The organism is Gammaproteobacteria bacterium (assembly GCA_029884425.1).
Lineage (GTDB): Bacteria > Pseudomonadota > Gammaproteobacteria > S012-40 > S012-40 > JAOUHV01.
Genome location: JAOUHV010000029.1, coordinates 11,667 through 36,305 on the forward strand (window position 1 = coordinate 11,667; position 24,639 = coordinate 36,305).

24 protein-coding genes are annotated in these 24,639 nt (G+C 51.6%); 21 read left to right on the forward strand and 3 right to left on the reverse strand.

The window, feature by feature from the left end:
• Positions 1–92 precede the first annotated feature (92 nt).
• The 11 genes from OEW58_08945 (at position 93) to OEW58_08995 (ending at position 13,313) form a co-directional block, all read left to right on the forward strand.
• A complete protein-coding gene (locus OEW58_08945; GenBank protein MDH5301473.1) occupies positions 93–1,298 on the forward strand; it encodes an ATP-binding protein in 1,206 nt (401 codons plus the stop codon).
• A gap of 11 nt (positions 1,299–1,309) precedes the next feature.
• Positions 1,310–2,713 (forward strand): sigma-54 dependent transcriptional regulator, encoded by a 1,404-nt coding sequence (locus OEW58_08950; protein MDH5301474.1) that lies wholly within the window; start codon positions 1,310–1,312, stop codon positions 2,711–2,713.
• Between the two features lie 24 nt (positions 2,714–2,737).
• Positions 2,738–3,088, forward strand: a complete 351-nt coding sequence (fliE, locus tag OEW58_08955; protein ID MDH5301475.1) for a flagellar hook-basal body complex protein FliE — start codon at positions 2,738–2,740, stop codon at positions 3,086–3,088.
• Positions 3,089–3,115: 27 nt separating this feature from the next.
• On the forward strand, positions 3,116–4,924 hold the full coding sequence (gene fliF / locus OEW58_08960; protein MDH5301476.1) for a flagellar basal-body MS-ring/collar protein FliF: 1,809 nt from the start codon (positions 3,116–3,118) through the stop codon (positions 4,922–4,924).
• Positions 4,925–4,962: 38 nt separating this feature from the next.
• Positions 4,963–5,967: a flagellar motor switch protein FliG gene (gene fliG / locus OEW58_08965; GenBank protein ID MDH5301477.1), complete on the forward strand. Its 1,005-nt coding sequence runs from the start codon at positions 4,963–4,965 to the stop codon at positions 5,965–5,967.
• Positions 5,967–6,740, forward strand: a complete 774-nt coding sequence (gene fliH / locus OEW58_08970) for a flagellar assembly protein FliH (protein MDH5301478.1) — start codon at positions 5,967–5,969, stop codon at positions 6,738–6,740. Before fliG ends, fliH begins: the two co-directional genes overlap by 1 nt.
• 50 nt (positions 6,741–6,790) lie before the next feature.
• Positions 6,791–8,131, forward strand: a complete 1,341-nt coding sequence (gene fliI / locus OEW58_08975) for a flagellar protein export ATPase FliI (protein ID MDH5301479.1) — start codon at positions 6,791–6,793, stop codon at positions 8,129–8,131.
• Between the two features lie 6 nt (positions 8,132–8,137).
• On the forward strand, positions 8,138–8,578 hold the full coding sequence (gene fliJ, locus OEW58_08980) for a flagellar export protein FliJ (protein ID MDH5301480.1): 441 nt from the start codon (positions 8,138–8,140) through the stop codon (positions 8,576–8,578).
• A gap of 131 nt (positions 8,579–8,709) precedes the next feature.
• Positions 8,710–10,488 (forward strand): flagellar hook-length control protein FliK, encoded by a 1,779-nt coding sequence (locus OEW58_08985; GenBank protein ID MDH5301481.1) that lies wholly within the window; start codon positions 8,710–8,712, stop codon positions 10,486–10,488.
• A gap of 83 nt (positions 10,489–10,571) precedes the next feature.
• Positions 10,572–11,285 (forward strand): sel1 repeat family protein, encoded by a 714-nt coding sequence (locus OEW58_08990; protein MDH5301482.1) that lies wholly within the window; start codon positions 10,572–10,574, stop codon positions 11,283–11,285.
• Positions 11,286–13,313 (forward strand): sulfatase-like hydrolase/transferase, encoded by a 2,028-nt coding sequence (locus OEW58_08995; GenBank protein ID MDH5301483.1) that lies wholly within the window; start codon positions 11,286–11,288, stop codon positions 13,311–13,313.
• 27 nt (positions 13,314–13,340) lie between these two features.
• Here the strand turns inward: OEW58_08995 and OEW58_09000 are convergent, their stop codons facing one another.
• Positions 13,341–13,697, reverse strand: coding sequence for a DUF1566 domain-containing protein (locus tag OEW58_09000; protein ID MDH5301484.1), 357 nt, complete (start codon positions 13,695–13,697; stop codon positions 13,341–13,343).
• Between the two features lie 19 nt (positions 13,698–13,716).
• Here OEW58_09000 and OEW58_09005 point away from each other — a divergent pair, with 19 nt between their 5' ends.
• Positions 13,717–13,965 (forward strand): hypothetical protein, encoded by a 249-nt coding sequence (locus OEW58_09005; GenBank protein ID MDH5301485.1) that lies wholly within the window; start codon positions 13,717–13,719, stop codon positions 13,963–13,965.
• On the opposite strand, the gene OEW58_09010 is transcribed toward OEW58_09005, so the two are convergent.
• Positions 13,954–14,625, reverse strand: coding sequence for an SCO family protein (locus OEW58_09010; GenBank protein MDH5301486.1), 672 nt, complete (start codon positions 14,623–14,625; stop codon positions 13,954–13,956). The two genes, OEW58_09005 and OEW58_09010, sit on opposite strands and share 12 nt — an antisense overlap.
• A 467-nt stretch (positions 14,626–15,092) precedes the next feature.
• On the opposite strand from OEW58_09010, the gene OEW58_09015 reads away from it, so the two are divergent.
• The 9 genes from OEW58_09015 (at position 15,093) to OEW58_09055 (ending at position 23,512) form a co-directional block, all read left to right on the forward strand.
• Positions 15,093–15,836 carry a cytochrome c oxidase subunit 3 gene (locus tag OEW58_09015; GenBank protein ID MDH5301487.1) on the forward strand — a complete coding sequence of 248 codons (744 nt, stop codon included), beginning with the start codon at positions 15,093–15,095 and terminating at the stop codon, positions 15,834–15,836.
• A 35-nt stretch (positions 15,837–15,871) separates the two neighbouring features.
• Entirely contained in the window at positions 15,872–16,702 is an 831-nt protein-coding gene (locus OEW58_09020) for an SCO family protein (protein ID MDH5301488.1), read from the forward strand.
• The gene (locus OEW58_09025) at positions 16,699–17,493 is read left to right on the forward strand and encodes a hypothetical protein (GenBank protein MDH5301489.1); all 795 of its coding nucleotides are present in this window, start codon (positions 16,699–16,701) and stop codon (positions 17,491–17,493) included. Before OEW58_09020 ends, OEW58_09025 begins: the two co-directional genes overlap by 4 nt.
• Positions 17,493–19,079, forward strand: coding sequence for a cbb3-type cytochrome c oxidase subunit I (locus OEW58_09030; GenBank protein MDH5301490.1), 1,587 nt, complete (start codon positions 17,493–17,495; stop codon positions 19,077–19,079). The genes OEW58_09025 and OEW58_09030 overlap by 1 nt, the downstream gene beginning before the upstream one ends.
• A 268-nt stretch (positions 19,080–19,347) precedes the next feature.
• Entirely contained in the window at positions 19,348–20,220 is an 873-nt protein-coding gene (gene cyoE / locus OEW58_09035) for a heme o synthase (GenBank protein ID MDH5301491.1), read from the forward strand.
• Between the two features lie 39 nt (positions 20,221–20,259).
• Entirely contained in the window at positions 20,260–20,394 is a 135-nt protein-coding gene (locus OEW58_09040; GenBank protein MDH5301492.1) for a hypothetical protein, read from the forward strand.
• Positions 20,395–20,504: 110 nt separating this feature from the next.
• A complete protein-coding gene (locus tag OEW58_09045) occupies positions 20,505–21,512 on the forward strand; it encodes a COX15/CtaA family protein (protein ID MDH5301493.1) in 1,008 nt (335 codons plus the stop codon).
• An 11-nt stretch (positions 21,513–21,523) separates the two neighbouring features.
• A complete protein-coding gene (locus OEW58_09050; protein MDH5301494.1) occupies positions 21,524–22,120 on the forward strand; it encodes a GyrI-like domain-containing protein in 597 nt (198 codons plus the stop codon).
• A 3-nt stretch (positions 22,121–22,123) separates the two neighbouring features.
• Positions 22,124–23,512 (forward strand): cbb3-type cytochrome c oxidase subunit I, encoded by a 1,389-nt coding sequence (locus OEW58_09055; GenBank protein MDH5301495.1) that lies wholly within the window; start codon positions 22,124–22,126, stop codon positions 23,510–23,512.
• A 96-nt stretch (positions 23,513–23,608) separates the two neighbouring features.
• Here the strand turns inward: OEW58_09055 and OEW58_09060 are convergent.
• A partial coding sequence (locus OEW58_09060; protein MDH5301496.1) for a sigma-54 dependent transcriptional regulator occupies positions 23,609–24,639 on the reverse strand: 1,031 nt, incomplete at its 5' end.

The window sequence follows — 24,639 nt, forward strand, 5'->3', positions numbered from 1 at the left end:
GATGTAACTATTTGAAATAAAAAGATTTAAAGTCCTGGCGTAAATATTGCTCGGGGCTGTGTTATTGAAAACCTACCCTTGCGGAGCAATGCGTGGTTAAAAACACAGCCTCGAGCGATGTGCAAAAAAGTCTGGAAGATGCCTTTCAAATCTTCCACGATTTTTCACAACATCTCACCGAGTCTTACCGCACCCTGGAACAGCGTATTGGCAAGCTCAACCAGGAGTTGATCGATGCCAATAATCAGCGCCTGGAACAGCTTCAGGAAAAGGAACGACTGGCCAGCCGTTTATCCAATGTCCTGTCAGCCTTGCCTGCCGGGGTGGTGGTCATTGATGGTCGTGGTGTGGTGGCTGAATGTAATCCGGTCGCCGTTGAGTTGCTGGGTGAGCCCCTGCAGGGCCAATTGTGGCGCGATGTGATTCAACGCGCATTCACCTCCAGTTCCCAAGGTAGCGAAGTGTTGCTGACCAGCGGTCGCGTGGTCAGTATTGCCACCGGTCCGCTTGGTACTGAGCCCGGCCAGATTTTTCACCTCCACGATGTCACCGAAACCCGCGCGCTGTTGACGGCGCTGGATCGCTATAAGCGCCTGTCCGCCATGGGCGATATGACTGCGCGACTGGCTCACCAAATTCGCACTCCCTTGTCTGCAGCGTTGCTGTACACCTCGCAATTGGCCAAAGGTAACCTGGATGACGTGGCGCAAAAAAAATTCGCCAACAAAGCCATGAACCGCTTAAAGCATCTCGAAAAAGTGGTGGAGGACATGCTGGCTTTCACACGGGGCAGCGGTGATAACCGCAAATTGATGTCGCTGCATGAACTGATCGATGCGTTTAAACGCAACGCCGAATCACGGGTAGAAAGTGACGAGGCCACGCTGCAAATCGACAATCAGGCGGACGATTGCACGCTGTATGTCAACGTCGATGCCATGCTTTCGGTTATGCAAAACCTGGTGGATAACGCAATACAGGTGATTGCCAATGATGCGCAAATTTCGGTGGTGATTCGTTCAGCGGATCAGCATAGCGGCATGGCATCGATCGACTTTGTGTTTACCGACAATGGTCCTGGCATTCCTGCCGAAAACGTCAATAAAATTTTTGAACCCTATTTCACCACGCGTGCGCAAGGAACCGGGCTGGGCCTGGCAATCGCACAGGCGGTGGTGCAAGGCCATGGCGGTAGCATGTGGCTGGAATCAACGTCTGCCGCAGGCAGTACGTTCATTATTCGTTTACCGATTCATCGCGAACAGCGCGAAGCGCAGTCACAAGCCGCGTCCAAGTAAGGGAGAGAAACATGAGCCAATCCAGCGTACTGATCGTCGAAGACAATGCTGATTTGCGCGAGGCACTGAGTGATACGTTAAAAATGGGTGGCTATCGCGTTATCGAGGCTGCCAACGGCGGTGCGGCGCTGGATGTGCTGGAAAATGACGATGTCCGCATTGTCATTTCCGATGTGCAGATGGACGGCATGGACGGCCACACGTTGTTAAAACGAATTCGCGCGCAATACCCGGAGATTCCCGTGGTGCTGATGACTGCCTACGGCACTATCCAGAAAGCGGTTGAGGCCATGCAGGATGGTGCGGTGGATTATCTGGTGAAACCGTTTGAGGCAGAAGTCATTGTCAACATGGTGGCTCGCTACATGCCGCTGGACGACGAGGTTGGTTCCAATCTTGTTGCCGAAGATCCGCGTACCCAGGAAGTGCTGGCGCTGGTGAATCGGGTTGCTGGTTCGGATGCGACGGTGCTGATTTCCGGCGAAAGTGGTACCGGTAAGGAAGTGTTCGCCCGCCAGATTCACAATTCATCACCGCGAGCCAAGGGGCCGTTTGTCGCGCTCAATTGTGCCGCCATTCCGGAAAATATGCTGGAAGCGATGTTGTTCGGTTATGAGAAGGGTGCGTTTACCGGTGCCTATAAATCCAGTCCGGGTAAATTTGAACTGGCCAATGGCGGCACCTTGTTGCTGGATGAAATTTCCGAAATGGACATGGGGCTGCAGGCCAAATTGTTGCGCGTGTTGCAGGAGCGTGAAGTGGAGCGCCTGGGCGGCAACAAGGTTATTCCGCTGGACGTGCGGGTGGTGGCCACCACCAACCGTGACATGAAAAAGGAAGTGGCGCAAAAACGTTTCCGCGAAGACTTGTATTACCGACTCAATGTTTTTCCCGTGCATTTGCCATCCTTGCGCGATCGTCCCCGCGACATTATTCCGCTGATGCGTTACCTGCTGACGCGGCATTTCACCGATGCGACCCGCCCGGTTCCCACCTTGACGGCGGCTGCCGAAGCCAAGCTGATGTCACATTCCTGGCCGGGAAATGTGCGTGAACTGGAGAATGTGTCGCAACGAGCACTAATTTTGCAAACCAATGGTGTGATCGATGTTGACCACGTCATGTTTGAACCCGGCAAGATGAACAGCTCGCCGGTTACGATGCAGGCCATGGACGACGAGCCGATGTCCGAGCTGGATGACGAGGATGATGTTGATCTGACCCAGGGTGCGGAATTGGGAGCCAATTTAAAGAATCGCGAATACCACTTGATTCTGGAAGCGTTGAAACACAGCAGTGGCAGTCGCAAATCCGCAGCGGAGCGACTGGGCATCAGTCAGCGCACGCTGCGCTACAAACTGGCCCGTATGCGGGAGGCCGGACTGGATGTTCCCGGTGCCTACGGTGATTACTAAAGGACCGGAAGGAGAGAACGTATGATGACCAACAAAATCAGCGCCAGCAGCATGCTGGCAGACATGCAGAAAATGGCCGCAGAAGCGTCGCGCAAGACGCAGATGATGCCTTTGGATGCAGCGGACATCGGCGGGGTGGAACAAACCCAGCGTCTGGATTTTGGGCAGTTGCTTAAAGGCGCCCTGAGTAACGTCAACAGTTTGCAGCAAGAGTCCAACAAACTCAAAACTGCATTTGAAATGGGTGAGCCCGGCATTGATTTGCCGCAGGTGATGGTGGCATCGCAAAAGGCCGGCGTGGCATTCACCGCCACGGTGGAAGTGCGCAATAAATTGATTGATGCCTACAAAACCATCATGAGCATGTCGGTGTAGTGCAAACTGATCTAAAAGGCAAATAACATGGCTACGCCAGGTACTAATAATCCATCCGAAGCACAGAACTTGCCCGCGACTGCAACCGCTGGGGGAGAGCTGCAGACTATTTCGAATACGCTTCCCACAACTTCTGCTGGTCGTAGCGGCGATCGCTCGCGGATGCAAAACCTGCTGGAAATGCAGGAAAAATTCGGTACTTTGCCGCGCCCCAAGCAGATACAACTGCTGGTGGGTATCAGTGCTGCGTTGGTACTGGTTATTGCCATCCTGATGTGGACCTTGTCGGTCGATGATTACAAACTACTGTACGGCAAACTGGAAACGGGCGACGCTGCTGCGATTGCCGAAGTGCTGGCCAAAGATGGCATTCCTTATCGTCTGGACGAAGTGACCGGCGAAATTCTGGTTGACCCAAAACAAATCCATGAAATCCGGATGAAGCTCGCGACCATGAGTCTGCCCAGGAAAAAGGGGGAGGGCTACGAAATCCTAGATAAGGATCAAGGTTTCGGTACCAGCCAGTTCATGGAAAACGCCCGTTATCATCGCGCGTTGGAAGGTGAGCTGGCGCGTTCGATTGCTGACATCGAAGGTGTGGAATCTGCGCGGGTGCATTTGGCTATTCCCAAACAATCGGTGTTTGTGCGTGACCGGCGCGAGCCCAGCGCCTCGGTCATGGTGACGTTAACCCCAGGCAAAAAACTTCTCGATGCACAGATCGCTGCGATTGTGCATCTGGTGGCGTCCAGCATTCCTGAACTACAGGCTGAAAAAGTCACTGTGGTGAATCAACTGGGCGACATGCTGACCAAGGAAAAGCTACCCGGCCAAATGGCCATGTCCAGTGCGCAATTTGATTACAAACGCGGCATGGAAGATTACTACATTCAGCGGATTGAACGCATTCTGATGCCCATCGTTGGCTTTGAAGGCGTGCGTGCTCAGGTGGATGCCGAGATTGATTACTCGGCGGTCGAGCGCACCCAGGAAAGCTTCAACCCCGATCTGCCCGCAGTGCGTAGTGAGCAGGTGATCGAGGAGCAGTCTCGCGGCGGCGATGTCGGTGGTGTGCCTGGCGCACTGACCAACACCCCGCCAGGTGCGGCTAATTCGCCGGAAACCCTGCCACAGGCCAATGCCGATGGCAGTGCCGCCGCTCCGCCCAGTCGTTCCAGCAAACGCTCCACCTATAACTATGAACTGGATCGCACAATCAGTCATACCCAGAGCGCACCCGGCAGCGTAAGACGCCTGTCCGTCGCGGTGGTAGTGGACGATAAAATGATTATCAACAGCGATGGCTCTACCCATCGGGAACCGCTGACGCCTGAAGAACTGGATCGCTTGAGCAATTTGGTGAAAGAGGCCGTTGGCTTCAGTTTGCAGCGGGGCGACAGCCTGAATGTGATGAATGCCTCGTTTATGTCCGGCAAGGAATTGCCACCGCCGCCAGAACTGCCATTCTGGAAGCAGCCCTGGTTCTTCGAAATGCTCAAACAGGGTGGAGGCATACTGCTGGCGGTGTTCCTGATCATGATGCTGATTCGCCCCGTACTGCGCGAACTCAAGCCCAAGGAAGAGGAAGTGGAAGAAGTTCCATTGGACGTGGAGGAAGGTTCGCAGGTGCTGCAGGCGGTCAAGCAGGGCTCGGCATCCATGGGTATCTTGTCCAGTGGTTTGAGTGCGGCGGATTGGGAGGCCATGGGCCTGACCCAAGAGGAATATCAGCTAATGCTGGATGTGTTGCGTAAGACGGTGACGGAAGACCCACGTCTGGTGGCCCAGGTGGTCAAGACTTGGGTTATGACCGATGACGGCGCGGAGGGCAGATAATCATGGCACAACCAGGAATGCCGGCGATTCCAGACATGATGGCCACCAGTACCGGCTTGACCGGTACCGAGCGCGCGGCGATTTTGCTGTTGACTTTGGGGGAAGAAGAAGCCGCGTCGGTTATGAAGCACATGGAACCCAAGGAAGTGCAGCGCATCGGCATGGCCATGGCGTCGCTGAGCACCATTTCCAAGGTTCAGGTGACCATGGTGGTCAAAGAGTTCTACACCATCATCCAGACGGCAACCGCGCTGGGCATGGACACCGACGAATACATCCGTAACGTGCTGGTTAAAGCCCTGGGTGAGGACAAAGCCAGCGGTCTGATCGACCGGATTTTGATGGGTGGACACATCAAAGGTCTGGAAGCCTTCAAGTGGATGGACCCTCGTTCCATTGCCGATGTAATTCGCAACGAACATCCGCAGATTATTGCTATCGTGCTCTCGTTCCTGGACCATGATCAGGCGGCAGAAGTGCTCTCGGCGTTCCCCGAACCAGTGCGTGTGGACGTGGTGTTGCGTATTGCCACCTTGGACGGCATCCAGCCAGCGGCGTTGCAGGAGCTGAACGAGATCATGGAGAAACAGTTTGCGGGTAACTCCAGCGTCAAGGCTTCCAGTGTTGGCGGTGTTAAAACTGCGGCCAACATTCTTAACTTTATGGACAGCGCGATCGAGACCGAAATTCTCGACAGTATCAAGGAAGTGGATGGCGAACTGGCCGAAACCATCGAAGAACTCATGTTTGTATTCGACAATCTGACCGATTTGGACGACCGTGGTATGCAAACCCTGCTGCGTGAATTGAATACCGACGAACTGGTGGTGGCGCTCAAGGGTGCCAGTGAGGCGGTTAAAAACAAGGTGCTGAAAAATATGTCCAAACGTGCAGCAGATATCCTACTTGATGACATGGAGGCCAAAGGGCCGGTGCGTGTTAGTGATGTGGAAGCTGCGCAAAAAGCAGTGGTGGCCGTGGCCAGACGCATGGCAGAGTCAGGCGAAATCATGCTTGCTGCTGGCGGTGAAGAGTTCGTTTAATGCGTAAATCAAAAGTTCATCCCAAAGACAGCGTCGACTTCAAGGTTTGGGAGTTTAATTTTATTGGTGACGAAGCCGAAGTCGCGGCGGATGACATTGCTGCAGCGATTCCCACTGCCGACGAATTGGCCCAGCTTCATGAACAGGCCCGGCAGGAAGGTGCGGAGCAGGGATTTCAGCAAGGTCTGCAACAAGGGATGGAGCAGGGGCATGCGCAGGGCCTGGAGCAGGGCTATCAGGAAGGCTTGCAAAAAGGTCTGCAAGACGGGCTGTCGCAGGGCCAGGAACACGTCCAGGCACTGGCCGAGCGCTGGGAATCGCTGGTGAACGCGCTCAGTCGACCTTTGCTGGAGCTGGATGTACAGGTGGAAGAACAACTGGCGCAACTGGCGATGGCTGTCGCTCGTCAGGTGGTGCGCCGCGAAATCAAGGCCGATCCCAACCAGATCATCGGCGTGGTTCGCAAGACTGTGAATGTGCTGCCTATTTCGGCGCGTAACGTCCGCGTTTATCTGCATCCCGAAGATGCCGCCATTGTGCGCGAAGGCATGGCCCTGGAGGGCGCGGGCAATGGCGATGAGCGTCGTTGGATCGTGGTCGAGGATCCTGCCTTGACGCCCGGCGGCTGCAACATCGAAACCGAGCAATCGCGAATTGATGCGACGGTGGAGGCGCGTTTGGCGGCGGTCATTGCCCAGGTCATGGGTGGTGAGCGTAACGAGGACAAAGCCGAGCCCGCCGCCGAGCCTGAGGGCGGCGTGGAGTCCGCATGAGCGAGCAGGAAAGCGCCAATCGCAGTTCGATCTGGCAACGCCGGCTGCAAATGTACATCGACCGCGCCAAGGAAGCTCCCGTAACCTCGGTCGAAGGCAAACTGGTGCAAATGGTCGGCTTGACCATGGAGGCAACCGGTTGCCAGGCACCCATCGGCGCCCGCTGCCGGGTGGTTGGCCAGGACGAAACCGAGGTTGAGGCCGAGGTGGTGGGGTTTGGTGCCGACAAACTGTACCTGATGCCCACCGGAGATCTGCGCGGGATTTTGCCCAACGCACGGGTTATCCCTACCGGACGGGTCTACGAAGCGCCGGTGGGCGATGCCCTGCTGGGGCGGGTGCTGGATGGTGCCGGCAAACCGCTGGACGGCAAAGGCCCGATCATTACCCTGGAACGCCGACCCATTTACGGCAAAACCATTAATCCCCTGTCACGCAAACCCATTTCCGAACCGCTGGACGTGGGCGTGCGATCCATCAACGCCTTGCTCACGGTGGGACGGGGCCAGCGTATGGGCCTGTTCGCCGGTTCCGGCGTGGGCAAGAGCGTGTTGCTGGGCATGATGACCAAGTTCACCGAAGCCGATGTGATCGTGGTCGGTCTGATCGGCGAGCGGGGACGTGAGGTCAAAGAATTTATCCAGAACATCCTCGGTGAAGAGGGTTTATCGCGTTCGGTGGTAGTAGCGGCGCCCGCAGACAGTCCCCCTTTGCTCCGTCTGCATGGTGCTGCTCTTACCACAACTATTGCGGAATATTTCCGCGACCAGGGCAATAATGTGCTGCTGCTGATGGATTCGCTGACTCGCTATGCCCAGGCGCAGCGCGAGATCGCCCTGGCGATTGGCGAGCCGCCGGCGACGCGCGGTTATCCGCCGTCGGTATTTGCCAAATTGCCCCAATTGGTGGAACGCGCCGGTAATGGCGATGAGGGCAAGGGGTCAATTACTGCGTTTTACACCGTACTGGCTGAAGGTGATGATCAACAGGATCCAATTGCCGATGCCGCCCGGGCGATTTTGGACGGCCACGTGGTTTTAACTCGCCGTCTGGCCGAGGCTGGCCACTATCCGGCGATTGATATCGAAGCCTCCATCAGTCGTGTCATGGCAGAAATCACCAGTCAGGATCACCAGGCCTGTGCCCGGCGTTTTAAGCAGATTTATTCCACGTACCAGCAAAATCAGGATTTGATCAATGTCGGTGCCTATGCCCGTGGCAGTGATCCGCGCATTGACGAAGCCATCGCCATGCATCCGCAATTGATGATGTTTTTGCAACAAAGCATGCATGACGCGTTCGACTACCCCAGCAGCTTGCAGGTGCTGCTCGGTTTTATGCAGCAACAACAGCCGCAGAAAAAAGCCCAACCGGCTCCCGCCAAAGGCTGATAAGCGATGAAACGCTCCAAGCGCCTGGAACAAATCAGCAAAATCACCAAAACCCAGGAAGATGATATGGCCAAGGCGCTGGCCGAATGTCAGCGACGTTTTCAGGCACACCAAAAACAACTGGACGACCTGCAGCTATATTTTCAGCAGTACAGTGCGCAGATTGTGCAGGAGAGCAGTGGCGGGCTAAACATCAGCCGCTACCAAAACATGCAGGCGTTTTTGGGCAATCTCACCAAAGCCATCGAGCAACAAAAACGCGTGGTTGAGCAGGTGCGGCGGGAGTACGAGCACAAACGCAAACTGTGGATGAACAAGCACAATCGCAACAAGGCCATTGACGCGGTTTCCCAGCATCATCGGCAACAGGAAGACGCGCAGGACGAAAAGAAGCTGCAAAGGGATATTGACGACCGCTCCTCCCGGCAACGAGGCGGCAAAGACTAGCCGGAGCCAGCCAATAAATATGGCTTATCAAGATTCTTATCTGCAAATTCAATAGGTTACAGAGTGGTTTTGGTGTGGCACAGGCATTGCTGATTACTCAGCAATAGTTTACCGAACTGGAGCTCATGTGCATGGCCAATGCCTCTGTCAACAATCTTCATTATTCCGCCTTGTCCGGCGCCATCAAAAAAGGTCTGGGTCATTCCAAAGCGAGCGGTATGGATGGCAGTTTCAACCAGCTGTTTGATCAGGCCAGACAGGACATCAAGCCCACCAATGATCCGGTGCCCGCGTCATCGCGCAGCAAGCCGGTGCGTGTAACGCAGGATCGTCCTGCGGCGGAATCGTCGCGCAGCAATAACGAAGCCCAGGCAAGCGCATCCACGCGAGATGACAAGAAACAAGTGACTTCGAACGAGGCGCAGGCTTCGACAGATACGCAGGCCGCGTCCAGCACCAGCAGCTCTAACAGTGACGCAGGTAGCACTGATGCCACGGCGCAAGCCGACACGGCGGAATCGTCGGTTCAGGCTGAGACCGATACCGTCACCGCGCAAAGTGATACTGCGGCACAAGCGGCGTCGGTCACGGAAAACCCGCCCCCAGCCACGGCGGCGACAGAAGATAAAAAAGTAGCGGCAGTTGATCTGACTGAAACGGCTCAAACCACGGTGGCGGCGGAACAAACGGAAACAGTGATTTCGTCGACAGAGACTGAGGTGACAGAGGTTGGCGTGGCGTTGTCCGAGCAAGCGCAGCAAAAGCTGCAAGAGATGAATGCCGCACAATCCCAGGGCGCGGCCAAGGCCAATGATGTGCAGAAATCGGCGCAACAGATGGCAGGTACTGAGGCGGATGCTGAGTCGCAACAGCCAGCGGCGAATGCCTCCAGCACCGCGCGATCGGTGCACGAAATGTTGCAACAGCAGCGGCAGCAGGCCCAACAACAGGCGCAGAGATTGGCGGCTGAATGGGCCTCGTTATCGGCAGATCAAAAAGAGCAGTTTTTGGCAGACAATGCAGACCAACCAGCGCAATTTGATGCACTGCTGCGCAATGATTTATCGCGCGGCAATATGGAGGCATTGCAGCGCATGTTGATGCATAAAGGGGGCATTGAGATGACTGAGGCAAATCAAAAATCAGCCAGTGAGGATGCGACTGATGCGAACGATCTGATTCTGCCGCAGGCCGATCCTGACAGTCTGGCGCAGACGGCGCAGCAGCATGCGAACTCCGAAAAAATGCGCGCAGTGATTCAAGTGGCCTCTGAGAACATGATGGAAAAACGGATAAATACCGAGGCCATTTTTGAACAACTGAACCTGCAGGGCAATACGGCTGAAACTGCCAAGGGGGCGGTAACGACACCGGTTGCGGCTGGCTCGGTTTCGGCACTGGGACATTTGCAGCGACCCGCTGGTTTGGCCGGAGTGACGCCGCCGGGAGTACCTGGCAGCCACATGACCCTGGATCGTCGCGTGGACGATCCCACTTGGGGGAATGAGTTTGCCAAGAGGATCAGCTTCCTGGCGCGTGGTCAGTTGCAGCAGGCGGAAATTCGCTTGAATCCACCTGAACTGGGACAGATTGCAGTGCGGATCAACATGGTCCAGGATCAGACCAACATTACCTTCACCGCCCAGCATGGAAACGTACGTGAGGCGATAGAAGCCGCCTTGCCACGGCTGCGAGAACTGTTGAATGACAGCGGCTTGCAAATGGGCAGTGTCAATGTGTCCACACAGCAGCAGTTCGCCCAGCAACAACATGGCGGTTTTGCAGGATTTAACCATGGCGATTCACGTCTGGCGGGTGCCATCCTGCCTGGAGGAGAGGAAGAGTCCATGACCGGTCGTGAGTCGACGGTCGTGCGAAGTACCGACAGGCTGGTGGACTACTTTGCCTGACGACTCGGTACAGCAGATGAGTCGCGATAGCTGATTGGGGTATACTGCCCGCCGGGCACCGCTGATGGGCAGCGGTGCCGTGCTTGAACGACTTTGCGGTGCCGATGCGTTTATTCCACTTGCCCTTGTTGGCATTTTCTTTGGCGATGACTGCGTCACTGGCCGGTACACCTTCGGACGAGGTGCTGCCGCCGTCCCCGTTTTTAAATCCCAAGCCCACCAATAACCAGTCAACATCGTCATCCGTTCTGGAGCTGGAAGAAAAACAGCCCATCGACTGGAGCAAAACCATTGTTTCCCGCGATATTGCAGGTCGCAGCATTGGTCTGGACAACGAAAGCTGGGAAAAACAATATCGCGACGGTCAGAGCGCGTATTTTTTTGGTCAGTATCAACAAGCCCTAAATCTTTGGCTGCCACTGGCGCAGGGCGGGCATGCCGATGCGCAAGCCAGCTTGGGCTGGCTGTATCAGTCCGGCAGGCTGGGGCGGGTCGATCTATCACAGGCATTGCACTGGTATCGCCTAAGCGCTGCACAGGGGCAGTCTGTGGCGCAAAATAATCTGGGTGTATGTTACGAGCAAGGCATTGGTGTTGCGGTGGATCGCCAGAAAGCATTGCATTGGTATCGATTATCCGCCGCACAACATTACCGATTCGGTCAGTACAATGCGGGCGTTTTGTTGGCCAGCGGCGATGATAATGAAAAAAAAGAAGCCATCACCTGGTTGCGCGCTGCAGCGACCCAAGGCGTGACCAAGGCCAGTGAAGTATTGAAAAAACTGACTGAGAAGTAGATGAAAAATATCAAACGCATTACCGGGTGGCCGCAACTGGCGTATCAATGGAGCAAAGATGTACAGCTGTTTTTGTACATTGTGCTTATCCTCAGCGTTTTTCGCGTCACACTATTTGTGTTGTTCAACGATCAATTGTCGTCGCAAGTTGATGCGTCCGAGTTTGCGCTGGCGGCGCTTACCGGGCTGCGCTTTGATGCGGCAACGGCAACGAGTTGGATACTGTTGTCGTTATTGCTGAGTTTGGCTGTGATTTGGTTGCCCTGGGCGCGCGTGGTGGAGAGGGTCAGATATTGGCAGGCGCTCACGTTTGCGACCATCGGCATGGTGATTATTTTTTGCGATATCTTTTTCTTCCAGACCTACGGTGAGCAATACAACCAGATGGTGTTGGGGATGTTTTATGATGACCAGGTCGCTATCTTGCTCACCATCTGGAAAGAATATCACCCGCTGATCTGGATTCCACTTTTCATTGTGCTTAACGTCTGGTTGTGGCGGCGGTTGCGCGCCTGGTTGGCGATCGACTGGGTATCTGTGACGGCAGTGAAAAATAATTATCGCTACGGTTATCGACGCGCGCTGGCGTTTTTTACTGTGGTGGGCATGCTGGTGCTGGTTGCCTGGATGATACGCGGCAGCGTACCGTTTAATGGCACACCGCTCTCGTTGAAACACGCTTATGTAACCAATGACACATTTTTAAATCGCATCATTCCCAATCCGATGATTACGCTGCGTCATGCGTACAAAGGCTATCTCGACAGTGGCGGTGAACTGAGTAGCGTCTGGCCAGGAACCATTGAAGAGGCGGTGGTGGCTGCCGGCTTGGCAAACGATGGTCAAAACCTGGCGGGTGCGGATATCGATCAATTACTGATGCGGCAAGCGGCAGGTGTTGAACATCGACCCAAGCATGTATTCGTGTTGCTGATGGAAAGTTACAGCGGCTGGACCATGATGCCACTGTATGCCGGCGGTGGTTTTTCCGAGGGTCTGATGTCATTGGCCAAGGAAGGTGTGCACTTCCCCAATTTTTTACCGATCACGCGCAGCACTACGCAGTCATTAAATTCGCTGGTGACTGGTATGCCGTATGTGGGTTATTACATTAACCATCAACCCTCATCAATGAAAACCTATGGCACATCAATCGCCAAAATCTTTAAAGATATGGGCTACAAAACCCGGTTTTTTTATGGCGGCTATGTCGGTTGGCAGCGGGTGGATGTGTTTATTCCGTCGCAGGGGTTTGATGAAATTCACGGCGCAGGCAATATGACGGCGGCGAAGAATGCCAACGAATGGGGCGTCAACGATGAGTATTTGTTTGATTATGTTTATCAGCAGATTGATGACGATCAGCCAAGTTTCAATTTCATCTTAAGCACAACCAATCATCCACCGTACGATTTGGATTTGGCGGCGAAAGGATACAACGTCAAGCAACTGCCTGCGGCAGTGACAGCAGGGCAACAGGATGCGGTATCCATTATGGGACATCACTGGTATTCCGATCGGGAAATGAGCAAATTTATCCGGCGAATGAATGACAAACTCAGCGATAGTCTGTTTGCCGTTACCGGCGATCACAGTGCTCGAATCAATCTGAATTTCGCTGATAACGGCATGTTTTACCATGAGATCGTACCGTTGGTTTTGTTCGGGCCAAAAGTATTGCCAGCACGGCCTGAATCGCTGCAAACGCCGGGTTCGCACGCCGATATCATCCCGACCTTGGTGGAGCTGAGCGCGCCTGCAGGATTCTCCTACGCGGCATTGGGTGATAATTTGCTGATCAAGGATGAGAGTGCACCAAGTTACGGTTTGGAGTACGTTATTGCGCGTGGTGGATTATCGGTGATCGATAGCCCTGCGCGCTATTACAGCGCGCCAGGGCAGACGTCATTGGGTTTGTCTGAATCGCAGTTGACCAGCTATGAGCGGCGCGTGAATGCCCAGCGTGCGATTGCATGGTATCGCGGCAAGATCAGTCAGTTTTTACCTTCAGCAGAGAGCGCTCACTAGGGCAGTGAGCGTTTTCTCATCTGTAATTTATTTACGCACAGCGCGGACAAACCAAGGTTTGATTTGATTGGTGAGATAATCGCCACCATGATAGAAATGAACCACTGTCGCCCCTTCCGGGAATTGGGTGCTGGCTTCACTGGTCCAGTAGCCGGCAGGCTGTGTATCCATGAAACTGTTGCTGTCAACCGCAGGATCAAAACACTGTTTGTTAATCAGCGTTTTTAATTCATCAACGGTCGGTAATCGCCAATCTTTGTGACCGCTGACTCCGCCACCTTTGTTGATTTCAGTAATGGCCTGTTTGGCTTCTTTCCATTCCAAACGGCTGGGTATACCAGTGCAGTTACTGCCATCCCAACTGCTGCCGATTGAGCAGCGCATCCAGGTTAGTCCAGTTTGCTTGTCACTGATCAAGCCCGCTTTGCTGCTATCAAAATTGGTTTGCGGTGCTGATGGGCAAGCTGCCATGACCATTGGTGAGCTGATAAGTAATGAAATTGACGCAACAAAACGAATCATGCTGTCCTCATGTAGTTTGAAAGGCAAAGAAGGTGGCAGCATCGTAACAATAAAAAGCGATGCTGCAAATTCTTTCGGCAGAATTGTACATGATTTTCCAGTGGTTCCCAGTGGTCGTCTAGGTGCTTGAGTCTTGTGCCCAGGGCAGCCAGCGCTGAATGGCTTTTACCAATTCTTTGGGAGTAGTGCCATGACTCATAAGTTCTGCAACCTGACCATCTGGACGAATAATGTACAGATAACCACTGTGGCTCATGGTGTAGCTGCCATCGGCCTGAACTTGATCTTTGCCATAGCCGATTTTGTACAGATAGGCCATTTTTTGAATCTGATCTTCAGTGCCGGTCAAGCCAAGAATATTTTGGTGAAAATAATCTGTGTAGTCATTTAGTTTATCAACCGAATCACGTTCGTGGTCAAGGCTGACAAAGAAAGCCTGTGCGCCAGGAAGGTCACCGGTCTCGTGCAAAATGCGTAGTGCAGAGCCAATTTTGTTCAGCGTGGTAGGACAGATATCTGGGCATTCTGTATAGCCAAATGTCAGAACGGTCACTTTGCCCAGCAACGCTTTTTCAGTAATGGGGCCTTGTGCACTTTGCAGTGTGAATGTTCCACCGACATTGTTGTACGGTGTGGCGGGCATGGGTGCAGTGAGTGAATTCTCAACCAGTGTTTTTACACCAGTTGCGAGAACCAATCCAAAGAGCAATAAATAAATTCTTTTTGACCAAGGCGTCTTTTTACGACGGGGCGCAGGTTGTTCCTGAATGGTATCAATTTCTGTAGACATAACTAAAACACCTCCGCTGAGAATCTCTGGTCTGTGTTTTAGTTGATATGGGTTAAAGCAGGTCGTGAAGTCTTTTCATGATACAACGCTTGCTTGTTCGATTACAACATTCCGCAAAAAAACATCAAACGAATTAATTCTTTACCAAAACGCTTTTATTTTTTTGTGAAACGAAATCAACCTTTCTGTTCCTTGAGAATGGAACGCTACGTTCAATTTTAATACTTGATGAGTACGCTTTGTTACTCGTAACTTGCTGTAAAGTTAGCGTTTTATTTATTTTTTTAAGTTGGCTTCATTCGTGCAAAACGCTGCACGTTTAGTTGATTTTGGGTTAAGCAATAGTGAAGTGATGTAGTCAGGTACTGGTCGGTTCTGACTACAACAGGCTGGTGATCGCAAGTTGGGTTATCGGTCGAATATTTAAGTTCTTAACAATAAGTAGTGAGCTGAGAAGGGGGTTAGAAATGAGTGATCATGCCTCGGGTGCTCATTGGCATTCGGAACCGCATCCTGTCCTGGTTGGATTTGGTGCAGGATTCTTTTTGCCTTGGGCATTCATGTTTCAATACGTTTACCACCAAGGTCTGTTTGCAATTATTGCGCTGACACTTGCTGTGCTGATGCTGCTGGTTGGTGGTATTGGTTGGGTAAATGCAACGATAGGTGTTGTTAAAGACGAGGGTTGGAGCCCTTCTGCGATGCTGATGTTTATCGGCACAGAAGCGCTGACAGTCGGCGGTATGCTGGCTGCGTACTGGACAATGCGTGCATCTGCACCAGTATGGCCGCCTGAAGGAACTCCAGAGGTGTATGCGCCAATATTCGCAACTCTGTTTGTATTGTTATCCAGCTTCACTGTTGCGTTTGCACGCAAAAAACAACAACAGGACGATGTTAGCGGTTTCATGATGATGACCGTTGCAACTATCGTTATCTGGGTTGGATTTGGTGTGTTGACGATGATGAGCTGGGGCGATCTGATGGCTCAGGGATTCAACATCAATACCAACGCATATGCTACTGCTGTGTACGGTATGACGGGTATCCACTTCGCACACTTGGTGTTCGGTCTGTTCATTATGCTCCTGGCTATTCCACCAGCGCTTAAAGGCCACCTGAGTGACTCCTACGCACGCGCTATGTCGATGTACGTTCACTTCGTGAATGTTCTGAGTGTATGGGTGCTGTTGCTGGTGTTCCTCTGGTAATAGGCTAATCGTCGACGTTGATGGAGGACGATGTTATGTACACTGCGAATGCTTCAAAACATTACCTGATTGCATTGATGCTGTTGGTCGTGATGGTTGTCACTAACTCAGCATTTGCTGCGTACGGTGGTGTGCCAAAATCCAGTGTTGATCCGTCCATTCTCAAAATAGACGAAAAAAAACATCTGGGCGTTTCCGTTGATAAGTCTACGGTCTTCCTCGATGAGTTTGGCAAGGAATTTACAATAAATGACTTGGCAGGAAAGCCAACGATTTTGTTGTTGTCCTACTACAGATGCGATGGTGCATGTTCTGCAATTAATCGTACTTTGTATCGCACAATTTCAGGAGTTGATGACTGGAAGATAGGCAAGGACTTCAATGTCCTGACTGTTTCTTTTGACCACAACGATAATCCTCAGACGCTGGCTGAATTTAAAAGCTACTCCGGTTTCGATAAGGATATTCCTCAGGGCTGGACCATGGCGACATTCAAGAAGCAGGAAGATATTCAACCTTTTGCTGATGCGATTGGCTACCGGTTTTTCTGGGAGCCAAGAGATCGGGTTTTCCTGCATCCGAGTGTGTACATGGTGTTGTCTCCTGAAGGACGTGTAACTCGTTATCTGTATGCTGGAGGAGTGAAGGCCGAGGATATTGAGATTTCTCTTACCAAGGCAAAAGGTGGAGATATTTCACCGTCCAATCTTATTAACTACATGGTTGGAGCTTGCTATAGCTACAACTATGAAGAAGGAAAGTACACATTGAACTACCCAATATTCATCGCGCTGGGAGCGTTGTTGTTGGGCATAGTTCTGCTTTCTTGGGGTTCACTAATTACCAAGTGGAGAGTGAGAACATGACAATGAAAGAAAGGCTAACGTCGGCATTTTACAGCCTGTTGCTGTTGCCAATGTTGCCCTCTGTTGCGAATGCCGAAGAGGTTCCTCTTCGTCAGAGGGAATATGAGTTGACACCACATGCGCACTTTGACGAAGTGTTGCATGAAGTGTTTGTGGATCTGACAGTGATTGGTGTGGTGTTTACCATCATCACTCTGTACTTCATGTTTGCGTACAAGCGTAAATCACCTGATGAAACTGGTGCCAGCCCAGTGCTGAGTTCCCAGGCAAAGATTGGCTGGTTGATTATTCCAGCGGCTTTGTTCGTGGCTGATGACATGTTTTTGTTCGCGAAAGCATGGGATCTTCACGAAAATTACCGCAAGGTTCCCGAGCAATCTTACGAGATTAAAGTGACGGGTTCTCTGTGGAGCTGGAGCTATGAGTATCCAAACGGTGTCACTACTCAAAACGAGTTGGTGGTCGCGAAAGGTACACCAGTGTTGCTGCGAATGACCAGTAACGATGTTGTTCACTCGCATTACATGCAGAGATACCGCGTTACTGAAGACTTGATGCCTGGTCGCGTGACTTACCAATGGTTTATGCCTGACGAAGTTGGCGAGTCTGTGGTTACTTGTCGCGAATACTGTGGCGTGCTGCACTCAGGCATGTACGGTAAAATTCGTGTTCTTGAGCAGGCAGAGTTTGATACTTGGCTGTCTGAGCAGACGGTTGCTCTTAAGCAGAACGAGGAAATCAAACTGGGTATGACTAGTCCTGCCTTGGCTGCTGTAGGGGAGAATGGATAATGGGACAACCAAAAACAGCTAAAGACTGGGTGTTTAGCCTAGATCACAAAATTCTCGGTATCTGGTATTTGATTGGCTCTATTGCCGCGTTCGTGGTTGCAGGTTTGATGGCAGCACTGATGCGCGTAGAGTTGGCATCGATTGGTCCTACGTTGACTGATGACCCAAACATGTACAACATTTGGTTGACCATGCATGGTGCGGTCATGATTCTGGGCTTCCAGATTCCTGCGCTTTTGGGCTTCTTTGCAAACTGGGCCGTGCCAATCATGATTGGCGCAAAAGACATGGCGTTTCCACGTGTTAACGCGTTGTCTGTTTGGTTGTTCTGGTCCGGCGTATTGCTGGCTCTGAGCAACTTCGTTATCCCAGATTCATTTAATGGTATGTGGACAGGTTATCCGCCGTATTCTGAGACAGACATGGCTGGTAACACCGCTCTGTATACCGCGATCGTTGTTGTTCTGGGTATGTCGTCGGTGTTTGGTGCGGTGAACTTGGCTTGTACTGTAGCGTTTATGCGCGCTAAAGGAATTGGCTGGTTCCAGATGAACATCCTGACTTGGTGCGTGTTCTCAGCAAACATCATTCAGTTGTTGTTCGTACCTGTGTTGGCGGCGTCAGTACTGTTGTTGACCCTGGATAAGTACCTTGGATTTGGATTCTACAATTCTGCCCAAGGTGGCGACGCGCTGTTGTATCAGAACTTGTTCTGGTTCTACTCGCATCCTGCGGTTTACGTCATTCTGCTTCCATTCCTGGGCGTATGTTTTGAAATCGTTGCGACATTTACTCGTAACCAGATTTTCAATTACAAAGTTCTGGTATGGTCAATCCTGGCGTTCATTCCTATCGGTGCCGACGTGTGGATTCACCACGTGTTTGTTGCTGGTATGCCTAACTGGTTGCGTCAATTGCAGTCGTTCACAACGCTGCTGATTTCCGTACCGTTTGGTTTGATGATCATCAGTTTGATGGGCACCTTCTACAAGGGAAGTATCGAATACCGCACGCCCATGCACTGGGTTATCGGTGTGATCTTCATGATCCTGATCGGTGGTTTGACCGGTATTCCAAACGCGCTGGCCGCGATTGACTACGGTTTGTCTGACAGCTACGCGATCATGAGCCACTTCCACTACGTAATGGCCATGTCTGGTGCGATGTCTATCTTCGGCGGTATTTACTACTACCTGCCCAAGCTGACTGGTCGCATGTTCAATGAAACAATGGGCAAGTTGTCTTGCTGGTTGTTCTTCATCGGCATGAACATCACGATGGCACCGCTGTACCTGATCGGTATCGAGGGTATGCCTCGTCGTTACTTCGACTACCAAATGTTCCCACAGTTTGAAGGCGTGCACGCCATTTCAACCATGGGTACTTATGTCGCAGCAGCGGGCATTTTGGTGATGCTGGTTTCCTGGATCCACTGTATCTTCGCTGGTAAGAAAGCAGATGCAAATCCATGGAAGTCCCAGTCTCTGGAGTTCACCCACACTGAGGTTATTCCTGGTCCAGGCAACTTTACTAGTCCGCCAGAAATGCCAGAAGGTTGGACACCGTACAACTACGTTAAGCGTTAAAAATTGAGTTTGGGGTTGGCAGGTTTGGTTTTCACAACTCACCTTCCAGATCTGTCGACCCTGTTTTACTTGAAATGCGAAAAAGGTGAGATTACAGAATTCTGTTTGCTGGCGTATGTATCGCCAGAGACAAAAAGTTTTGAGCCGGTCAGTGGATAAACATCGCATCCACCCTCCCAAAGTCCACTGACCTGTTCTTTTTTATTGGTGATGGAGTAAATAAATGCAGTCACACAACATCAAGTCGATCAGTGTTGCACAGCAAACGATGCCCCTTTGGAAGAGCGTCAGGGTTTATTTGTCTATTTGCAAACCCAATATCGTGGCACTGACTCTGGTGGCTGCCCTTGCTGGTATTTATATCGGCAACAATGGGGTTCTTCCTCAACTCTCAATGTTGATTTGGCTTATGACCACCCTGGCTTTTGCTACAGGTGGGGCCTGTATGATCAATAACATTTACGATCAGGACATTGATCGCAAGATGAAGCGCACCGCAGACAGGGCGCTTGCCAAAGGCGTGGCGAAAATCAACTCTGCAATTACACTGGCGACGACTATGATCGTCGTTTCGTTGTTATTGATGGCTTATTTTGTTAATGCTGCCTCAGCGATGGTGACGGCGGTTGGTGTGTTTGGCTATGCCGTTGTTTACACCATGTGGGCGAAGCGCCGCACACCTTGGGCTAATCAGATTGGTGGTATCGCTGGTGCAGTTCCGCCAGTGATCGGTTATGTGGCAGTGACTGGTTCACTGGATATGATCGCGCTGAGCCTTTTTGCCATCATGGTTGTATGGCAACAACCCCATGCGTTGAGTCTGGCGCTGAAATATCGCGAAGATTACGCCAAGGCGGGTGTTCCGGTGATTCCTGTGGTTCACGGTGTGCAGAATACCAAACTCCGAATTTTTCTCTATGCTGCACTGCTGGTTCCAGTTTCTGTACTGCCTTACGCGGTTGGAATCGCCGGTGGTTTATACCTGGCCGTCAGTGTGTTGCTTGGCCTGTATTATCTCGGAATGTGTTACAAATTTTATGTGTCAGCCAAAGAGTATGACATTCGTATATTTCTGTTCACACTGTTGCATTTGATCGCGCTGTTTGGGGCGATGATGATTAATTACATTCCTGCGCACTAATGTAACGAGGGAGATTGAATTGTTGATGAGGTGATAGGTATGAGTAAAGATTCAGTAGAAATTAATTCAAATAATAATAAGAAGAACATTGCTGGTATTTTGTTAGGGTTGTTTGTGGTGCTGGTGATGGCTATCACAATTATCAACCAAATACTGAGTAGCCAAGCGGTCTGAGTTTTTAGGTAGTATTTTTGGTGTTATGCGATCGTAAGGTCGCGAAAAAGGTGAGGTGAGTTATGATGACAACACAAAGTTCGTCGTTAATTCGGGCGCAAGACAGATATATGGCCATATGGCTGCTTGCTGTTTGTGCCACGATCTTTGCGATGGTGGTGCTGGGCGGTGTTACCCGTCTGACCGGTTCAGGTTTATCCATCGTCGAATGGGACCCCATAATGGGAGCGATTCCTCCGCTTACCTATGATCAGTGGATGGAAGCATTCCGTTTGTATCAAGCCAGCCCGGAATTCCAATATAAAAATTTCCACATGTCCCTGGACGATTTTAAGGGGATTTTCTGGTTCGAATATGCCCATCGTTTGTTGGGTCGGGCGATCGGCGTTATTTTCTTCGTTCCCATGGTGTATTTCATCGTTAAGGGATGGGTTGGAAAAACGCTGCGGCTGAAATTTATTACCATTTTTATCCTTGGCGGTTTGCAAGGTGCGTTGGGTTGGTACATGGTGAAAAGCGGTTTGGTAAACGATCCGCATGTTAGCCAGTATCGCTTGACCGCGCATCTTGGTATGGCATTTGTTATTTTTGCCTACAGTTACTGGGTTGCATTGGGATTGTTGCTGCCCGCACAGCAGATGATCAAGAACGCTGCGTCAGTGCGTTTGAGCCGGCTGAGTTATGTGATAACCACCATAGTCTTTATCACCGTCCTTTCCGGTGGCCTGGTCGCCGGGACTCGCGCAGGTTTTGTATACAACACCTTTCCGTTGATGGATGGTTCCATTGTGCCAAATGGATTGTTCATGTTTGATCCTCTATGGCGAAACTTCTTTGAAAACATTATCACGGTGCAATACGACCACCGTTTGTTGGCGATTACCACGTTTTGTTTGATCACGGCGTTCTGGCTTATGTCACGTAAAGCAAAGTTGTCAGTGCTGCAGCGTACTGCGGCAGGGTTGCTGATGCTGGCGGCGTGTATGCAAGTGGCATTAGGAATTTCCACCTTGGTGCTTGAGGTACCCATTGCTCTGGCTGCGATTCACCAGGGTGGTGCGGTTGTTCTTTTCTCAGCAGCGCTGTTTGCGTTGCACGTATTTAGAACTTCCAAGTAGGAGTGGTGCACATGGGTGTGAGTGTAAAGTCCACTGCCAAGAGTGAAACGCCGATGGGCGGTAGTGATCAGGATGCAAAGAACAAAGTGCTGTCATTGGCAATTGTTGCACTTTTTCTTGGTGTCGTTGGAACCGTCTACATTCTGTACTACATCGGAATTTTTTCTACCGTTAAAGTCCAAAAAATTGTGACGCCTGGGTATCAGTTTGCCTACGTCGAACATAAAGGTCCGTACGACAAAATTGATTTGGTCTTCAAACGATTGAAAGAAACGGCCAAGGATATGTCGGTGAGTACGTCGACACCTGCGGCAATATTTTTAGATGATGCGGGGAAAGTCTCTCCCGAAAAACAGCGCAGCAAAATCGGGTTTATGGTGCGTAAATTCGATCAGATTCCTGGCGGCATGTTGCTGGAGGAGTTGGCACCGTCGACCGTACTGCAGGGCGTTTTTCAGGGAAGTGCGATGATTGGGTCATACAAAGCCTACTCTGCTATGAAAGAGTGGTGCATGCAGAATGGCTATCAGCCATTGTTGCCGGCGATGGAGATCTATCATGAAGATGGATCGGTTGAATACCAACTCCGTATCGTTGAGAAGGGCTAAGGTATGAGTCAGAAATTTGAATACACATTGGATATTCCAAAGGGTGAGCCTGTTGAGCATGCCAAGGGCTGGTTGTATCTGGCGCTGACTTCGCTGGTGCTGGGTGGGTTGCTCACGATTTTGATCGTGCTGTCGCGCACGCCGGGTGTGCAAAACTTTATTCCCTGGATAGATTTTTTTCACACGGCGATTATTGTTCACGTTGATTTGACGGTGCTGGTTTGGTTTTTATCCATTGCCGGCATTTTCTGGAGTTTGAACAGCGGTGAGCGTCATTGGCTGCTGGGTAAGGTTGCGCTGTGGCTGGCAACGGCGGGTACGATGATTTTTACTATCTCGCCGTTTGTTGGCGCTGGCGATCCGCTGATGAACAACTATATTCCCATTTTGCAACATCCCGTTTTTCTGGTCGGCTTGTCGGTGTATGGTTTGGGAATGTTGCTGATGATTGCGCGCGGATTGTTGTCCCGGAGACGAGCAAGCCCAGAAGGGGCGGTACTATCGTTTGGCGTGACGACTTCCGTTTATGCAGCATTGTTTGCGTACGTAGCACTGGTATTGACCTATGTACTGATGCCAGCGGACATGGAAGGGCGTTCTTTTTACGAATTGTTGTTCTGGGGTGGTGGTCATATTTTGCAGTTTACGCACACGCAGTTGATGGCGGTGGCGTGGCTGTGGTTGGCGACCATCGCGGGATTGAGATTGGGTCTGCCGCACAAACTGACGTTCTGGTTGTTAGCGATTGGTTTTGCGCCCATTTTGTTTTCGCCGCTGATTTATGTTCTTTTTGAAGTAGGCAGCGTTGAGCACATCAGGTTGTTCACCGTCCTGATGGAATGGGGCGGTGGCGTGGCCGCATTGCCTATTGGTTTGGCGGTGGTGTATGCCTTGTTTAAGCAGCGCAGTGAAAAGTTGCTGGCGTCACCTGAGAAATCGGCGCTGGTGTTTTCAATTTTGCTGTTTGCCACCGGCGGAATTATTGGTTTCCTGATTAGCGGCGTCAATGTAACTATCCCAGCGCATTATCATGGCTCCATTGTCGCGGTAACGTTGGCGTTTATGGGTGCTGTGTATTATCTGTTGCCCAAGATGGGTTTTGAATCGGTATCACATCGCTGGGGTTGTCGGCAGCCATTGATTTATGGTGGTGGGCAGATGTTGCATGTGCTGGGACTGGCGTGGTCCGGTGGTTATGGTGTGCAGCGTAAAACCGCAGGGGTTGAGCAGGGTTTGGACAGATTGCCGGAGGTCCTGGGAATGGGATTGATGGGACTGGGTGGTTTGATTGCCGTTGTGGGCGGCACGGTGTTTTTGGTGATTGTGTTGCGTGCGATTTGGCGTGGCAAAAAGCGGCCTTCGGCCGCATCTGCTGAACACGCTTCAGCATAGAAAACGGTCAAATGGCGACGTTGCAACAGTAGTTTTGTTTTGAAAGGTGGACAGCGCGCACAGGGGGACACGCTGTCTAATCTCGGCAAATGTGGTCTACTCTGCCTCGTCGCTCTCTTCGTCGTCCTGCGAGTCCAGAATCATGCCTGCGGGTGGTGTAATCTGATAATTCTTGATCATGCGCCGCAAGCGTGGTCGGGAGATGCCCAAGATCTCGCAAGTTTTTCCTTTGTGCCATTTGGTGGCATCCAGCACGCGTTTGACGTGAGCCTGCTCGACTTCTTCCAGTGAAAGTTCATGAGCTGGCTTGGCATCTCTCGGATCAATATTGTTGGCGCTGATCGGGTTGCCGCGTTTGCAGATGTCACTCACCAGGTCAGTAGTAATGGTGTCGGTGGAGCACAAGGCCACCGCCTTGGCGAGCACGTTTTCCAGTTCGCGGACGTTGCCTGGCCAGTCGTAGTTTTTGAAGCAATCCAGAACGTCCTCCTGAACTTGCACCACATGACGTCCCATCTGATCGTTGAGACGTTGCAGCAAAAGTTGAATCAAATCCAGAATGTCTTCTTTGCGATCGCGCAATGGTGGTAACTGAATGGTGACAACCTTGAGGCGGTAATAAAGATCTTCGCGGAATTTTCCTTCGCGAACTTTTTCAGCGAGATCAACATTGGTTGCCGCAATTACCCGGGCGCTGGTTTTAATCGCTTCTTTGCCGCCCAATGGCATGTACTCTTTTTCTTGCAGCACGCGCAATAATTTGGCTTGGGTTGTTATGTTCAATTCGCCCAGTTCATCCAGAAACAGAGTACCGTTTTCTGCAAGCGCGAATTTACCAAGCTGGCGGTTCACTGCGCCGGTGAATGCGCCTTTTTCGTGACCGAACATATCGGATTCAAGCAGTGTGTCGACCAGCGCCGCGCAGTTGACTGCGACAAACGGGCCGCTGGATTGTTGGCTGGAGTGATGAATGGCGCGCGCGACCAGTTCTTTACCGGTGCCGCTTTCGCCGGTGATCAATACGGTTACCGGGCTGCTGGCGACCAGACCAATGGTTTTAAAAACCTCTTTCATCGCACGACTGCGACCGATCATGGTGTACGGTGTGTGGCTGCTTGGCTGGGGCT

Bases quoted from the DNA above. Each gene is read 5' to 3' on its own strand.
- OEW58_08950 (MDH5301474.1), top strand. From the start codon at position 1,310: ATGAGCCAATCCAGCGTACTGATCGTCGAAGACAATGCTGATTTGCGC.
- fliE (MDH5301475.1), top strand. From the start codon at position 2,738: ATGACCAACAAAATCAGCGCCAGCAGCATGCTGGCAGACATGCAGAAA.
- fliF (MDH5301476.1), top strand. From the start codon at position 3,116: ATGGCTACGCCAGGTACTAATAATCCATCCGAAGCACAGAACTTGCCC.
- fliG (MDH5301477.1), top strand. From the start codon at position 4,963: ATGGCCACCAGTACCGGCTTGACCGGTACCGAGCGCGCGGCGATTTTG.
- fliH (MDH5301478.1), top strand. From the start codon at position 5,967: ATGCGTAAATCAAAAGTTCATCCCAAAGACAGCGTCGACTTCAAGGTT.
- fliI (MDH5301479.1), top strand. From the start codon at position 6,791: ATGTACATCGACCGCGCCAAGGAAGCTCCCGTAACCTCGGTCGAAGGC.
- fliJ (MDH5301480.1), top strand. From the start codon at position 8,138: ATGAAACGCTCCAAGCGCCTGGAACAAATCAGCAAAATCACCAAAACC.
- OEW58_08985 (MDH5301481.1), top strand. From the start codon at position 8,710: ATGGCCAATGCCTCTGTCAACAATCTTCATTATTCCGCCTTGTCCGGC.
- OEW58_08995 (MDH5301483.1), top strand. From the start codon at position 11,286: ATGAAAAATATCAAACGCATTACCGGGTGGCCGCAACTGGCGTATCAA.
- OEW58_09000 (MDH5301484.1), bottom strand. From the start codon at position 13,697: ATGCGCTGCTCAATCGGCAGCAGTTGGGATGGCAGTAACTGCACTGGT.
- OEW58_09010 (MDH5301486.1), bottom strand. From the start codon at position 14,625: ATGTCTACAGAAATTGATACCATTCAGGAACAACCTGCGCCCCGTCGT.
- OEW58_09015 (MDH5301487.1), top strand. From the start codon at position 15,093: ATGAGTGATCATGCCTCGGGTGCTCATTGGCATTCGGAACCGCATCCT.
- OEW58_09020 (MDH5301488.1), top strand. From the start codon at position 15,872: ATGTACACTGCGAATGCTTCAAAACATTACCTGATTGCATTGATGCTG.
- OEW58_09025 (MDH5301489.1), top strand. From the start codon at position 16,699: ATGACAATGAAAGAAAGGCTAACGTCGGCATTTTACAGCCTGTTGCTG.
- OEW58_09030 (MDH5301490.1), top strand. From the start codon at position 17,493: ATGGGACAACCAAAAACAGCTAAAGACTGGGTGTTTAGCCTAGATCAC.
- cyoE (MDH5301491.1), top strand. From the start codon at position 19,348: ATGCCCCTTTGGAAGAGCGTCAGGGTTTATTTGTCTATTTGCAAACCC.
- OEW58_09040 (MDH5301492.1), top strand. From the start codon at position 20,260: ATGAGTAAAGATTCAGTAGAAATTAATTCAAATAATAATAAGAAGAAC.
- OEW58_09045 (MDH5301493.1), top strand. From the start codon at position 20,505: ATGGCCATATGGCTGCTTGCTGTTTGTGCCACGATCTTTGCGATGGTG.
- OEW58_09050 (MDH5301494.1), top strand. From the start codon at position 21,524: ATGGGTGTGAGTGTAAAGTCCACTGCCAAGAGTGAAACGCCGATGGGC.
- OEW58_09055 (MDH5301495.1), top strand. From the start codon at position 22,124: ATGAGTCAGAAATTTGAATACACATTGGATATTCCAAAGGGTGAGCCT.